Raw genomic sequence first — 12,619 nt, forward strand, 5'->3', positions numbered from 1 at the left:
CCTTGGCGGCGCGGGATGCTAGACTTGGGGGTATGAACATCGTGGCCCCCAATATATCCACAGATCGCCCCGCAACTCCGCCCGTCATCCGCCCCTTGGATGAGGCGGCGATCAACCGCATCGCCGCCGGAGAGGTGGTGGAACGCCCGGCCTCGGCGGTCAAGGAACTGGTGGAAAACGCGCTGGATGCCGGAGCCAGCCGCATTGCCATCGACATCGCCGATGGCGGCAAGACCCTGATCCGCGTGACGGATGATGGCTGCGGCATGACGGCGGCCGACCTGCCGCTCGCCATCGCGCGCCACGCCACCTCGAAGATCGACGGCAGCGACCTGCTCAACATCCACAGCTTCGGCTTCCGCGGTGAGGCGCTGGCCTCGCTCGGCTCTGTCGGGCGGCTGACGCTGACCTCGCGGGCGCAGGGCCATGATGCCGCACAGATCAGCGTGGCGGGTGGCCGCGTGGGTGATGTGCGCCCCGCCGCGCTCACCCGTGGCACCGTGGTGGAACTGCGCGATCTGTTCTACGCCACGCCCGCCCGCCTCAAGTTCCTGCGCACCGACCGCGCTGAGACGCAGGCGATTGCCGAGGTGGTGCGCCGCCTTGCGATGGCGGAGCCGCATGTCGGCTTTACCCTCACCGACACCACCGACGGCGACAGCCGCCTTTTGTTCCGCGCCGACCCGCAGTCGGGCGATTTCTTCGACGCGCTGCACGGGCGGCTGACCGGCATCCTCGGGGCTGATTTCACGCAGAACGCCTTGCGCATCGACATCCCGCGCGATGGGCTGCACCTCACCGGTTATGCCGCGCTGCCCACCTATTCGCGCGGCTCGGGCGCGCAGCAATTCGTCTTCGTCAACGGCCGCCCCGTGCTCGACAAGCTGCTGCTCGGCGCCCTGCGCGTCGCCTATTACGACTTTCTGTCGCGCGACCGTCATCCGGCGGCGGTGCTGAACCTGATCTGCGATCCGCAGCGGGTGGATGTGAACGTCCACCCCGCCAAGGCCGAGGTGCGCTTCCGCGAACCCGACGCCGCCCGCAGCCTCATCATCACCGGATTGCGCACGGCTGTGTCCGGCGCGGGTCACCGCGCCTCGACCACCGTGGCCGATGAAACGCTGGCGGCCCTCCGCCCCGCGCGCCCCGTCTATCAGATGGACCGCCCGTCACAGGCCAGCTTCGCCCGCGCCTTCACCTTTCAGGCGCCCGCGCCACCGCCTGACTCCGCCCCCGGCTTTGCCGAAGCCCCGACGGGCCGCATCGAAGAGCGCAGCGCAGCAAGCGATGAGAGCCACGCCAGCCACCCGCTCGGCGCCGCCCGCGCGCAGCTGCATGAAAACTACATCATCGCCCAGACCGAAACCGGCATCGTGATCGTCGATCAGCACGCCGCGCATGAACGGCTGGTCTACGAACGCCTCAAGCGCCAGATGGATGAATCCGGCATCACCGCACAGGCGCTGCTGATCCCCGAAATCATCGAACTGTCCCCGACCGATGCCGCCCGCCTGCTCGACGCCGCCGCGACGCTCGCCGAAATCGGCCTGCGCGTCGAACCTTTCGGCGGCAATGCCATCGCCGTGCGCGAAACCCCCGCCATCCTCGGCGCGGTCAACGCTGCCGCGCTCATCCGCGACGTGCTCGACGAACTCGCCGACGCCGGCCACAGCACCAACATCCGCGCGAGGATCGACGCCGTGCTATCGCGCATGGCCTGCCACGGCTCCATCCGCTCGGGCCGCCAGATGCGCGCCGAAGAGATGAACGCGCTCCTGCGCGAGATGGAGGCGACGCCCCATTCCGGCCAGTGCAACCACGGCCGCCCCACCTATGTGGAGTTGAAACTCCACGACATCGAACGGCTGTTCGGCCGCCGATGATTACCCTTTTCGGCCAGACCTTCGCCCCCACCGACCCCGAGGTGCTGATCCTTGGCGGGCTGCTGCTGTTCCTGCTGGTGTTCCTCGCCCTCATCCTGCGTGCCGCAGGCCGTTCGGCCACGATGGCCGCCCCGCTGATGCGCGAAATCGGCTGGCTGTCGCAGCGGGTGCAGCAACTCGGCGACGGGCAGGAACGGCTGGCGGGCGGGCTGCACCATGTCTCGGAAACCCAGGCCGTCAGCCAGTCCGCAATGCTTCAGGTGATGGAACAGCGTCTGGCCGAAGTCTCGCGCCAGATGAACGAGTCGCTGCACGGCACTTCCACCCGCACCGCCCGCAGCCTTGGCGAACTGCAGCAAAGGCTGGAAACGATCGACCGCGCGCAGGCCAATATCGAAAAGCTGTCGGGCAATGTGCTGTCCTTGCAGGACATCCTGTCCAACAAGCAGACGCGCGGGGCTTTTGGCGAAATCCAGCTGCATGACATCGTGCAAAAGGCCCTGCCGCGCGATGCCTATACCATGCAGGCCACGCTGTCGAACAACCGCCGCGCCGATTGCCTGATCCATCTGCCCAAACCGCCCGGCCCCATCGTGATCGACGCGAAATTCCCGCTCGAGGCCTATGATGCGATGCGCCGCGCCGAGACCCCGAGGCAGGCGCAAGAGGCGGCCACCCTGATGCGCGGCGCAGTGCGCCAGCACATCCGCGCCATTTCCGAGAAATACATCATCGAGGGCGAGACCGCAGATGGTGCGCTGATGTTCCTGCCTTCGGAAGCGGTCTATGCCGAGTTGCACGCCAATTTCCCCGACGTGGTGCGCGAAGGCTTTGCCGCCAAGGTCTGGATCGTGTCACCCACCACCTGCATGGCTACCCTGAACACCATGCGCGCGGTGCTGAAAGACGCCCGCATGCGCGAGCAGGCGGGCGCGATCCGCAAGGAACTGGCGCTGCTTTACGCCGATGTCGACCGTCTTGGCACGAGGGTGGAAAACCTTGACCGCCATTTCGGGCAGGCGGCCAAGGACCTTGAGGACATCAAGATCAGTTCGGAAAAGGCGACCAAACGCGCCCGCCGTCTGGACAATTTCGATTTCGAGGAGATTGCCGCCACGCCGGTCATCGCCCCCGACGCGGCGGAATGATCAGATGCGGAAGAACGGCTGCGCCAGTCGCGGCAACAGGGCGTTGAACTTCAACGAACCCTGGGTCGCCGCCAGACAGATGCAATCCATCCCCGCTTCTGCCACCGGCGTATGCTCGACCGAGGCATCGGCGATCTCGATGTCACCGCGCCCGAACCGGTCCGCCTCGTCGCGGAAGGCGCCCTGCAGCACCAGCGTCAATTCCAGCCCGCGGTGGCCGTGGTCCGGCATCGCCGCCCCGCCCGGAATGTAGAGCAAGCGGGCCGAGGCCCCCTTGTCGCCCGTCGGCAGGATCGCCTGCCGCACGCCCATGCCCACCGCGCGCCACTTCACCCTGTCCAGCCCGCCGCCGACATAATCCAGCAAGGGCGCAGGCAGCACCGCATCGGCGCGGCGGGGCGCGGCAGTCTCGACCTGCGCCAACCCGTCAATGCGCGCCAGACAGGCGGCCAGACTGCCTTCGTCCATCTCGCAGGTGCTGTCCTCGATCACCGCGCCGCCCAGCGCGTCAAAGGCCATCGACCGCGCGCGACATTCGTCGCACAGCGACAGATGCGCGGCGATCACCAGATTGAAGGCTTCGGGCAGGTCCGCCGCCGCATAAGCCATCAGCAATTCATCCGACAGGTGGTGTTTGATCGTCATCGTTCCGTTGCCTTCACGTCCATTTGCTGGCGCAGACGGTCCAGCGCCAAGCGTATCCGCGATTTGATCGTGCCCAAAGGCAACCCGGTTTCAGCGGCAATCTCACTGTGCGAGAGATCACCGAAATAGGCCCGTTCTATCAAGGCGCGCTGCTTCAAGGGCAGTTGGGAAAGTGCAGCCCCCAACCGTTCGGTTTCCTGCTGTGCCTCGAACACCTCGGCCTGATCGGGTTCAGGCTCCGGCCCCCAAGGCAAGTCTTCGGGTTCGGGGCGGCGCGACTTGCGCAGCGCGTCAATCCGTCTGTTGCGGGCGATGGTGAAGACCCATGTCGCCACCGAAGCCCGCTCTGCATCGAACAGCTTCGCCTTTTGCCACAGCGTCGCCATCACATCCTGCGCGCATTCCTCGGCCAGCGCCTCGGACGCGCCGGATTTCATCAGGAACGCCTTCACGCGGGGCGCGAAATGCCGGAACAATGCAGCAAATGCCGTCCTGTCCTGATGATCGCGCACCCGGAATACAAGCGCCGACCAATCCGTTTGCTCTGCATCCGCTGCCAAGCGCAGGTTCCCTCTCTTCCGATCCGCCGCGGCCCCGCGCCCAGCATAAAGCTGTGGCGGAACAAGCGCATCCGGTTTCTCAGGGCTCATGGCATCGAACATCATGCACTGTCTACGCGCCATGTCGCCCGCCGGATCACTTTTCGCAGAGGTCGCGCCAAAAAAATCTGACACCAGAGTAAGTGTCACGCGAAGGCTGTCAACTTTACTAGACAAGTGATCCAGACAGCGCCATCAGCGTATAAGGCTAAACTGATCCAAGGAAAGCTCTTCATGCCGTTCGAGACTATGGCCGCCGCTCCCCGTCGCATCGCAGTCATCGGTGGGGGCATATCCGGCATGTCCGCCGCGCATATGCTGGGCGATCTGCACCATGTGGTGCTGTTCGAAGCCGAGCCGCGCCTTGGCGGCCACGCCCGCACCGTCATGGCGGGCAAGCGCGGCGACCAGCCGGTCGACACGGGTTTCATCGTGTTCAACCATGTGAACTACCCGCATCTGGTCAAACTGTTTGAACGGCTGGAAGTTCCCACCGCCAAAAGTTCCATGAGTTTCGGGGCCAGCATCGACGGCGGGCGCATCGAATATGCGCTGGCCAGCCTCGATACGCTCTTTGCCCAGCGCAAGAACCTCGTGAACCCCAAGTTCATCGGGATGATCCGCGACATCCTGCGCTTCAACAAGCACGCGCTGCGCCTTGCCAAACCGGGCATGACCATTCGCGATCTGCTGGCCGCGCTCGGCACCGGCGATTATTTCCGCGACTATTACATCACGCCGTTTTCCGGCGCGATCTGGTCCACGCCGACCGCAGGCATCCTCGATTTTCCCGCCGATGCCATGATCCGCTTTTTCGACAACCACCGCCTGCTGCACACCGATGGCCAGCACCAGTGGTACACCGTCGAAGGCGGGTCGGTGCAATATGTGCGCCGCCTGCACGCGGCGATGCAGCGGCAGGGGGTCGACCTGCGGCTTGGCACCTCTATCGCCGGCGTGCGCAGGCAGGATGGCATGGTGCAAGTGCGCGCGCATGGCTCCGAATGGGACTCCTTTGACGAGGTGATCTTTGCCACCCATTCCGATGACACGCTTGCCATGCTGATGGACCCGTCGCCGGTCGAACGCATGGCGCTTGGCGCGGTGCGCTACCAACCGAACGAGGCGGTGCTGCATTGCGACGAAAGCCTGATGCCCCGCCTGCGCAAGACATGGTCAAGCTGGGCCTATGTCGAGCCGAAGGGCGGGCCGGGCGACCGGATCGACCTGACCTACTGGATGAACAGCCTGCAACCCATCCCGCAGGATGACCCGCATTTCGTCACGCTCAACAGCAACCGTGCCATCCGCGAAGACTGTATCTATGACAGCGTGACCTTCCGTCACCCCGTCTACGACGCCGCCGCCGTCGCGGCGCAGGGGGTCATCCGCGCGCTGAACGGCACCCAGAACACATGGTTCTGCGGCGCGTGGATGAAGAACGGCTTCCACGAGGACGGGATCGGCAGCGCGGTGGATGTGGTCGAGGCGATGCGCCATCGCAGCGCATCGGGCGTGGCCGCATGACCGTCGACCTGATCCACGGCGAAACCTTCCACGGCCGCAAAGGGGCCGTGCGCAACAGCTTTCGCTATACCGTGGATTACGTGGCGCTTGATGCCGAGGCCCCTGTGCAGGGGCCGCGCCTCTTTTCGCGCAACCGCCGCAACCTGACTGCGCTCTGGGACGCTGACCACGGCGGGCCGGCGGGGCAGGGCAGGGGGGCGCTCTGGGTGCGCGAGGTGCTGGCCAGCCACGACCTTGCCGAGCCTGCCCGCATCGTCCTGATGGCGCAGCCGCGCATCCTTGGCCATGTGTTCAATCCGGTGTCCTTCTGGCTGTGCTATGACGCCACGGGCGCGCTGCGTAGCGCCATTGCCGAGGTGTCGAACACCTATGGCGACCGCCACGCCTATCTGATCCACCACGACGATCAGGCCCCGATCACCCGCGAAGACACGCTGACCGCCCGCAAGATCTTCTACGTCTCGCCCTTCCAGCCGATCGAGGGCAGCTACAGCTTCCGCTTCGACATCACCGACGCCCGCATCGGCATCTGGATCGATTACACCACGGCAGATGGGGGGCTTTTCACCAACCTGATCGGCCCGCGCGTGCCGCTGACCAACGGGGCGATCCTGCGCGCCTGCCTGCGCCGCCCCCTCGGCTCGCGCCGCGTGCTGGCGCTGATCCACTGGCAGGCGCTGAAACTGGCGCTCAAGGGGGTGAAGTTCCGCACCCGCCCCGCCCCGCCTGCGCAAGACGTCAGCCGATGACCGCCCGAGCCACCTCCGCCCGCCCCGTCGCTGCGGCACCGCAGTCCGCGCCGCTGTGGCCGTGGTCGCTGTTTGCGGCGATGATCGCGGTGGCGGGCTTGCCCATCTATATCCACGCGCCCAAGTTCTACGTCGACAGCTACGGCACCAGCCTCGCCGCGCTCGGCTTCACCCTCGCGGCGCTGCGGCTGATCGACGTGGTGCAGGACCCGCTGCTCGGCTGGCTGGCCGAGGCGGGGCGCAGGCACCGCGCCGCCCTCGTCTGGGTCGCGGCCAGCGTGATGGCCCTTGCGATGATCGGCCTCTTTGCCATCACCCCGCCCGTCGCGCCGCTGGCGTGGTTCGCGCTGACCCTCACCCTGCTGTTCAGCGGGTTTTCCTTCCTTACCATCGTGTTCTACGCCCAAGGCGTCGACAAGGCGGCACGGCTTGGCCCCTCGGGCCATCTGCGGCTGGCGGGCTGGCGGGAGACCGGCTCCCTGCTTGGCGTCTGTATCGCCGCCGTCGCGCCCGTCGCACTCGGCAGCCTGACGGCGCAGCCCTTCACCGGCTTTGCCGCAGGCTTCGTGCTGCTCGCGCTGATCGCGACCCTGTCGATGCGCCGCGAATGGGCCGCCCCGACCGCCGCCGCCCCCGCCGCACGGGACCAAAGCGCCAGCCTCGCCCTGTTCCGACCCGTGCTGGCCGATCCGCTCGCCCGCCGCCTCCTCCTGATCGCGCTGCTGAACGCGGCCCCTGTCGCCGTCACCTCCACGCTGTTCCTGTTCTTCGTCGAAAGCCGCCTGAACGCGCCGGGGCTGGAAGGCCCGCTGCTCCTCCTGTTCTTCCTCTGCGCCGCCGCCGCCGCCCCGGTGTGGAGCCGCGCCGCCACCCGCTTCGGGGCCAAGCGCAGCCTGCTCGCCGCCATGATTCTTGCCATCGCCGCCTTCCTCTGGGCGGTGACGCTGGCCGAAGGCGATACGCTGGCCTTCGCGCTCATCTGCGCCGCCTCGGGTGCCGCCCTTGGCGCTGACCTTACGCTGCTGCCCGCGCTCTTTGCTCGCCGCCTTGCCGCGCTGGGCAGGGGGGAGGGCGCGGCCTTCGGCCTGTGGTCCTTCATGTCCAAACTCTCGCTGGCCCTTGCCGCCGCAACCCTGCTGCCCGCCCTGTCGGCAGCGGGTTTCACCCCCGGCGCCAGCAACCCGCCGCAGGCGCTCTGGGCACTGTCGCTGCTCTACGCCGCCTTGCCTTGCGCGCTCAAACTCTTCGCACTGGCACTTCTCGCCATCACCCCAACCGCCGAGGCCACGTCATGACGACTTTCGCCCTGATCCTTGCAGGCATGCTGCTCATGCTCGCCCTGCTGGCGCTGTCCAGGCGCTTTGTGGGCTTCCGGTCCCAGCGCCCCGCCGATCTGGCCAGCCGCGGCCCCCGCTTCGACCCGCGCCAGCACCTCAGCGGCCCGATCCTTTGCGAAGGCGTCATCTATGGCCCCACAGGGCGCGTCACCTCGCGCTTTGTCGCCGATATGGTCGGCACATGGGAAGGTAACACCGGCACCCTCAACGAGCGCTTCCACTACGACAGCGGCAGCGTGCAAGACCGCTGCTGGACGCTGCGCCTTGGCAATGATGGCAGCATCCGCGCCGAAGCGCCCGATGTGGTCGGCACCGGCCTCGGGCAGGCCGAAGGCCCCGCCGTGCAGATGCGCTACCGCATCAAGCTCGACCCCGAGGCGGGCGGCCATGAACTTGACGTGACCGACTGGATGTATCTGATGGAAAACGGAACCATCATGAACCGCAGCCAGTTTACAAAGTTCGGGGTGACCGTCGCAGAATTGGTTGCCACAATGCGCAAGGTGCCGGACGCAGACCTTACAAGGAGACATTGACGATGAAGGATTGGACAGGAAAACGCTATTGGCTGGTGGGCGCATCGGAAGGTCTGGGCCTTGCCTTGGCCCAGATGATCTCGCGCGCGGGGGCCGAGGTGATCCTGTCTGCCCGATCCGAAGACCGTCTGAACGCCGCCGCCGCCACGCTGCCGGGCAAGGCCAGCGCGGTGGCCTGCGATGTGGCCGATCTGGCCTCGGTGCAAGAGGCCGCCGCGCAGATCGGCCCCGTTGACGGGGTGGTCTACCTTGCCGGCGTCTATTGGCCGACCAAGGCACAGGACTGGAATGCCGAACAGGTCGAGGCGATGTGCGATGTCAACTTCACCGGCTGCGCCCGTGTGATCGGCGCTGTCCTGCCGGATATGGTGGCGCGCGGGGCGGGGCATGTGGTGATCACCGGCTCGCTCTCGGGCTTCCGCGGGCTGCCGGGGTCCATCGGCTATACCGCCTCCAAGGCGGGGGTCATGTCGCTGGCGGAATGTCTTTACGCCGATCTGCGCGGCAGCGGGGTCGAGGTGCAGGTCGCCAACCCCGGCTTCATCCGCACCCGCCTGACCGACAAGAACGAATTCTCGATGCCCTTCCTGATGGAACCCGAAGAGGCCGCGCGCGAGATGTTCGAACACATGAACAGCGACTCCTTCAAGAAAAGCTTTCCGCTGGTGTTCTCGTGGCTGTTCCGTGCCGCGCAATTCCTGCCCGATTGGGCCTATTACCGCCTGTTCGCCCCCCGCAAATAGCCGCTCGTCCAGCCATCCGGCTGTCCTCGCTTGCCGGTCGAAGCGCAAGCCGTGCGCAGAGCGCCCGCAAGGAAGCGATAAGCGCCCGGTTCAGCCCTGCGCGGCCAGCGTGGCGATGAAGAACCCGTCCATGCCGCCCCAGTAATCGGGGCGCAGCCGCACACCGCCCTGCGCGGTCACCCATTCGGGCGGCAGCCACGGCAGCGCCGGCGGCACCACGCGCAGCCCCGGATGCCGCTGCAGCACTGCCGCCAACTGCTCTTCCCCTTCGGCCGGCAACAGCGAGCAGGTGCAATAGACCAGCCGTCCTCCGGGGCGCAGCCAGCCCAGCGCCCTGTCCAGCAGCGCCGCCTGCAACGCCACCAGCCCCGCCACTTCCGAGCCGTCCTTGACATGCTGCAAATCGGGGTGCCGCCGCAGCGTTCCCGTGGCCGAACAGGGCGCATCCAGCAAGATCGCGTCAAACCCCGCCTCCGGCTCCCAGTGCAGCGCATCCGCTACCACCAGCCGCGCGCGCAGCCCCGTGCGGGCAAGGTTCTCTTCCACCCGCGCCATGCGGGGGGCCGAAATGTCCAGCGCCGTCACCTCTGCTCCGGCATCCGCCAGTTGCAGCGTCTTGCCGCCGGGGGCCGCGCAGACATCCAGCACCCGCTCCCCCGCCTGCACGCGCATCAGCCGCACCGCCATCGCTGCTGCCACGTCCTGCACCCACCAGTCCCCGCTGGCATAGCCCGGTGCCAGCGTGATCTGCCCCGGCGTCGCCAGCCGGATGCTACCCGAGGGCAGCCCCTCACCCTCCGGCAGCGCCGTTGCGCCCGCCTTGGGCGTAATGTCCAAGGGCGGCACCTGCGCCTGCATCGCCTCGATCGCCGCCACCGCCTCGCGCCCGTAGGCATGCACCAGCGGTTGCCGGATCCAGCGCGGCATCTGCGGCGCGGGCAGGGCGGCCAGATCGACCGTTTCCGGCAGCGCCCGCAGCACCGCATTGACCAGCCCCGACAGATGCGTGGTGCGCTTGCCGCGCCGCGCCAGCGTCACCGCCTCGTTCACCACCCCATGCGCCGCCGCACCTTCGGCCCGCTCGTAGACCGCCAGCCGCAGGATGTTCAGCACCGCCAGCGGCGGAGCCTTGCGCAAAAGGGGGCGCAGCACGCGGTCGATCCGGTCCAGCTGGCGCAGCACCTGCACCGCCAGCCGCTCGGCCCGCGCCCGATCCGGCCCCGCCAGCCCCTCGGGCAGCGCCACCTGCGACAGCATCAGCCCCTCGCCCAGAACCGCGTTCAGGATGCCCACGGCGGCACTGCGTGCGGTCACGCTTTCGGTTCCGGCCTTCATGCTGCGGCATCCTCGTGTCTTGTCTCGCTTGGCAAAGGCCGTATATCAAACCACACGCACAGGAAAGCCGCCATGACCGATACCGCGCACAGCCCCGACCTGCCCCCCGCCGCCCGGCGCGCCCTTGCCGAAGCGGAAGAGCGTCGGCGGAACGCCGAAGCGATGACGCTGCCGCCCGAACTCGGCGGCCGCAAGGGGCCGGAACCCGTCCGCTACGGCGATTGGGAGAAAAAGGGCCTCGCCATCGACTTCTGACGGGCGGGCCGCCTCAAGACCCTCTCCGCCGCGCCGCGCGGCACCCCGCGGCCTGAGGCTCCTCAGCGCAGGCGGAAAGACGCGGTTTGCCCTGCGCCCTTGTCCGATGTGAAGCGCAGGCGGCTGGCGTCGATCACTTCGACCAGCTGGCAATTGAACGGCACGACATAGCCGCTCCAATCGATGTCGCGGCAGAAATACCCGTCCTGCCACGACCAGTTGCCGCTGATCCCCCAGCCCAGCGCCGATCCGGTGATCTTGCCATCCGGCGTCACCCGCAGCGACAGGTTGTAAAGCCCGATCCGCAATTCCCTGTCCTGCACGAGGGCAAGGAATGTTGCCTTGTCGCGGACCGGTCCGGGCGGGTTGGCAAGACCCGCCGTTGCGGCAGCAAGGGCGGGCAGGGCGATCAGGCACAGGGCGAGGACAAGACGGCGCATGGGAACCTCATGGTCAATCCAGGGCTTATACGCAGACCCTTGCGATTTGGTTCACTCGGTCCCGATCACAAGCCCAGAACGTCGATCATATCATAATGGCCGGGCTTCTGGTCCTGCCCCCACAGCACCGCGCGCAGGGCACCGCGCGCGAAGATACCGCGGTCCGTCGCCAGATGGCGCAGCACGATCCGCTCGCCATCGGCGGCAAAGATCACGTCATGCTCGCCCACGATGTCGCCGCCGCGAATCGCGGAAAACCCGATGCTGCCCCGCTCGCGCGCGCCGGTGATCCCGTGGCGGCCCGAAACCATCGCCTGATCGAGCGTCACGCCCCGCCCTTCCGCAGCGGCGGCCCCCAGCATCAGCGCGGTGCCAGAAGGCGCATCCACCTTCATCCGGTGATGCGCCTCCACCACCTCGATGTCCCAATCGGCGTCCAGCGCCTGCGCCACCTTCTGCGTCAGCCGCACCAGCAGGTTCACGCCAAGGCTCATGTTCCCCGCCCGCACGATCACCGCATGCCGTGCGGCGGCTTCGATCGCGGCGATATGGCCCGGCTCCAGCCCGGTGGTGCCGATCACATGCACCGCCCGAGCCTGCGCCGCCAAAGCCGCAAATTCCACCGTAGCGGCAGGGGCGGTGAAGTCGATCACCCCCTGCGCCTGCGCAAAAGCCTCCAGCGGGTCATCGCTGACCCGCACGCCCAAGGGCGCGCCGCCCATGCATTCGCCCACATCGCGGCCCAGCCACGCATGGCCCGGCCGCTCCAGACAGCCGACCAGCCGCGCCTTGCCCGAGGCGGCAATCGTGCGGATCAGCATCTGCCCCATCCGGCCCGAAGCTCCGGTGACAACGATTCCCGGCATGGTCTGCATGGCACTTCCCCCTTGTTGCGCAACAGCCGTGTAGCCTGTTGCCGCGCGCCGCAAAAGCCCGCCGTTGCGGGACAGACAAAAACAGCTTACATGCCCCCCATGTCGAACAAACGCACCTCCTCGGGCGATGGCCCCAATCAACGCCAGCTTCGGGTTGGCGAACTCATCCGCCGCACATTGTCGGATGTGCTCAACCGCGCCGAGATCCATGATCCGGACCTGAACCGCATGTCGATCACCGTGGGCGAAGTCTCGTGCTCGACCGATCTCAAGGTGGCCACCGTCTATGTGATGCCGCTGATGGGGTCCGTCCCGGTGGAAGAGGCGATTGCCGCCCTTGCCCGCAACAAGGCCGAACTGCGCCACCGCGTCGCGTCGCAGCTTACCCTGAAATACGCGCCCGACCTGCGTTTCCGCCCCGATGAAACCTTCGACCGTCTGGACGAGACCCGCCGCCTGTTCGCCGACCCCAAGGTGGTGCAGGATCTGGCCGCGCCCGATGACGGGGACGGGCAAGACGACAGCCCCCGCGGCGGGACGGTCTAGG

Annotated in this window: 14 protein-coding genes; 9 read left to right on the forward strand and 5 right to left on the reverse strand. The window is 67.2% G+C overall.

Annotation, left to right across the window (positions count from 1 at the left end; genetic code table 11):
* Positions 1 to 32 precede the first annotated feature (32 nt).
* Complete coding sequence (gene mutL / locus G3572_RS11160; RefSeq protein ID WP_164611789.1) at positions 33 to 1,883, forward strand: DNA mismatch repair endonuclease MutL; 1,851 nt, start codon at positions 33 to 35, stop codon at positions 1,881 to 1,883.
* Complete coding sequence (locus G3572_RS11165; protein WP_164611791.1) at positions 1,880 to 3,031, forward strand: DNA recombination protein RmuC; 1,152 nt, start codon at positions 1,880 to 1,882, stop codon at positions 3,029 to 3,031. The genes mutL and G3572_RS11165 overlap by 4 nt, the downstream gene beginning before the upstream one ends.
* Here the strand turns inward: G3572_RS11165 and G3572_RS11170 are convergent, their stop codons facing one another.
* Both G3572_RS11170 and G3572_RS11175 read right to left on the reverse strand, forming a co-directional pair.
* Positions 3,032 to 3,676, reverse strand: a complete 645-nt coding sequence (locus tag G3572_RS11170) for a ChrR family anti-sigma-E factor (RefSeq protein ID WP_164611793.1) — start codon at positions 3,674 to 3,676, stop codon at positions 3,032 to 3,034.
* Positions 3,673 to 4,236 (reverse strand): sigma-70 family RNA polymerase sigma factor, encoded by a 564-nt coding sequence (locus G3572_RS11175; RefSeq protein ID WP_205518692.1) that lies wholly within the window; start codon positions 4,234 to 4,236, stop codon positions 3,673 to 3,675. Before G3572_RS11175 ends, G3572_RS11170 begins: the two co-directional genes overlap by 4 nt.
* Positions 4,237 to 4,509: 273 nt before the next feature.
* Between G3572_RS11175 and G3572_RS11180 the strand changes: the two genes are divergently transcribed.
* The 5 genes from G3572_RS11180 to G3572_RS11200 are packed head-to-tail and all read left to right on the forward strand — an operon-like array spanning position 4,510 to position 9,167.
* A complete protein-coding gene (locus G3572_RS11180; protein ID WP_164611795.1) occupies positions 4,510 to 5,802 on the forward strand; it encodes an NAD(P)/FAD-dependent oxidoreductase in 1,293 nt (430 codons plus the stop codon).
* On the forward strand, positions 5,799 to 6,551 hold the full coding sequence (locus tag G3572_RS11185) for a DUF1365 domain-containing protein (protein WP_164611797.1): 753 nt from the start codon (positions 5,799 to 5,801) through the stop codon (positions 6,549 to 6,551). The genes G3572_RS11180 and G3572_RS11185 overlap by 4 nt, the downstream gene beginning before the upstream one ends.
* Entirely contained in the window at positions 6,548 to 7,846 is a 1,299-nt protein-coding gene (locus tag G3572_RS11190) for an MFS transporter (protein ID WP_164611799.1), read from the forward strand. The genes G3572_RS11185 and G3572_RS11190 overlap by 4 nt, the downstream gene beginning before the upstream one ends.
* A complete protein-coding gene (locus G3572_RS11195) occupies positions 7,843 to 8,424 on the forward strand; it encodes a DUF3833 domain-containing protein (protein ID WP_164611801.1) in 582 nt (193 codons plus the stop codon). Before G3572_RS11190 ends, G3572_RS11195 begins: the two co-directional genes overlap by 4 nt.
* Before the next feature lie 2 nt (positions 8,425 to 8,426).
* The gene (locus G3572_RS11200; RefSeq protein WP_164611803.1) at positions 8,427 to 9,167 is read left to right on the forward strand and encodes an SDR family NAD(P)-dependent oxidoreductase; all 741 of its coding nucleotides are present in this window, start codon (positions 8,427 to 8,429) and stop codon (positions 9,165 to 9,167) included.
* A 90-nt stretch (positions 9,168 to 9,257) separates the two neighbouring features.
* Here the strand turns inward: G3572_RS11200 and G3572_RS11205 are convergent, their stop codons facing one another.
* Positions 9,258 to 10,502 carry an RsmB/NOP family class I SAM-dependent RNA methyltransferase gene (locus tag G3572_RS11205; protein ID WP_164611805.1) on the reverse strand — a complete coding sequence of 415 codons (1,245 nt, stop codon included), beginning with the start codon at positions 10,500 to 10,502 and terminating at the stop codon, positions 9,258 to 9,260.
* A 72-nt stretch (positions 10,503 to 10,574) separates the two neighbouring features.
* Here G3572_RS11205 and G3572_RS11210 point away from each other — a divergent pair, with 72 nt between their 5' ends.
* Positions 10,575 to 10,757 carry a DUF1674 domain-containing protein gene (locus tag G3572_RS11210; protein WP_164611807.1) on the forward strand — a complete coding sequence of 61 codons (183 nt, stop codon included), beginning with the start codon at positions 10,575 to 10,577 and terminating at the stop codon, positions 10,755 to 10,757.
* 62 nt (positions 10,758 to 10,819) lie between these two features.
* Here the strand turns inward: G3572_RS11210 and G3572_RS11215 are convergent, their stop codons facing one another.
* Together G3572_RS11215 and dapB are read right to left on the reverse strand one after the other, a co-directional pair.
* Positions 10,820 to 11,197, reverse strand: coding sequence for a dihydrodipicolinate reductase (locus G3572_RS11215; protein WP_164611809.1), 378 nt, complete (start codon positions 11,195 to 11,197; stop codon positions 10,820 to 10,822).
* A 65-nt stretch (positions 11,198 to 11,262) separates the two neighbouring features.
* Entirely contained in the window at positions 11,263 to 12,072 is an 810-nt protein-coding gene (dapB, locus tag G3572_RS11220; RefSeq protein WP_164611811.1) for a 4-hydroxy-tetrahydrodipicolinate reductase, read from the reverse strand.
* A 90-nt stretch (positions 12,073 to 12,162) separates the two neighbouring features.
* Here dapB and rbfA point away from each other — a divergent pair, with 90 nt between their 5' ends.
* A complete protein-coding gene (rbfA, locus tag G3572_RS11225; RefSeq protein WP_164611813.1) occupies positions 12,163 to 12,618 on the forward strand; it encodes a 30S ribosome-binding factor RbfA in 456 nt (151 codons plus the stop codon).
* Position 12,619 lies beyond the last annotated feature (1 nt).

Source organism: Pseudotabrizicola algicola, assembly GCF_010915705.1.
Classification (GTDB): Bacteria; Pseudomonadota; Alphaproteobacteria; order Rhodobacterales; family Rhodobacteraceae; genus Pseudotabrizicola; species Pseudotabrizicola algicola.

Coding starts and splice junctions, on each gene's coding strand:
- G3572_RS11205 (WP_164611805.1), bottom strand. CDS start 10,502: ATGAAGGCCGGAACCGAAAGCGTGACCGCACGCAGTGCCGCCGTGGGC.
- G3572_RS11200 (WP_164611803.1), top strand. CDS start 8,427: ATGAAGGATTGGACAGGAAAACGCTATTGGCTGGTGGGCGCATCGGAA.
- G3572_RS11215 (WP_164611809.1), bottom strand. CDS start 11,197: ATGCGCCGTCTTGTCCTCGCCCTGTGCCTGATCGCCCTGCCCGCCCTT.
- G3572_RS11165 (WP_164611791.1), top strand. CDS start 1,880: ATGATTACCCTTTTCGGCCAGACCTTCGCCCCCACCGACCCCGAGGTG.
- rbfA (WP_164611813.1), top strand. CDS start 12,163: ATGCCCCCCATGTCGAACAAACGCACCTCCTCGGGCGATGGCCCCAAT.
- G3572_RS11210 (WP_164611807.1), top strand. CDS start 10,575: ATGACCGATACCGCGCACAGCCCCGACCTGCCCCCCGCCGCCCGGCGC.
- mutL (WP_164611789.1), top strand. CDS start 33: ATGAACATCGTGGCCCCCAATATATCCACAGATCGCCCCGCAACTCCG.
- G3572_RS11195 (WP_164611801.1), top strand. CDS start 7,843: ATGACGACTTTCGCCCTGATCCTTGCAGGCATGCTGCTCATGCTCGCC.
- dapB (WP_164611811.1), bottom strand. CDS start 12,072: ATGCAGACCATGCCGGGAATCGTTGTCACCGGAGCTTCGGGCCGGATG.
- G3572_RS11180 (WP_164611795.1), top strand. CDS start 4,510: ATGCCGTTCGAGACTATGGCCGCCGCTCCCCGTCGCATCGCAGTCATC.
- G3572_RS11185 (WP_164611797.1), top strand. CDS start 5,799: ATGACCGTCGACCTGATCCACGGCGAAACCTTCCACGGCCGCAAAGGG.
- G3572_RS11170 (WP_164611793.1), bottom strand. CDS start 3,676: ATGACGATCAAACACCACCTGTCGGATGAATTGCTGATGGCTTATGCG.
- G3572_RS11190 (WP_164611799.1), top strand. CDS start 6,548: ATGACCGCCCGAGCCACCTCCGCCCGCCCCGTCGCTGCGGCACCGCAG.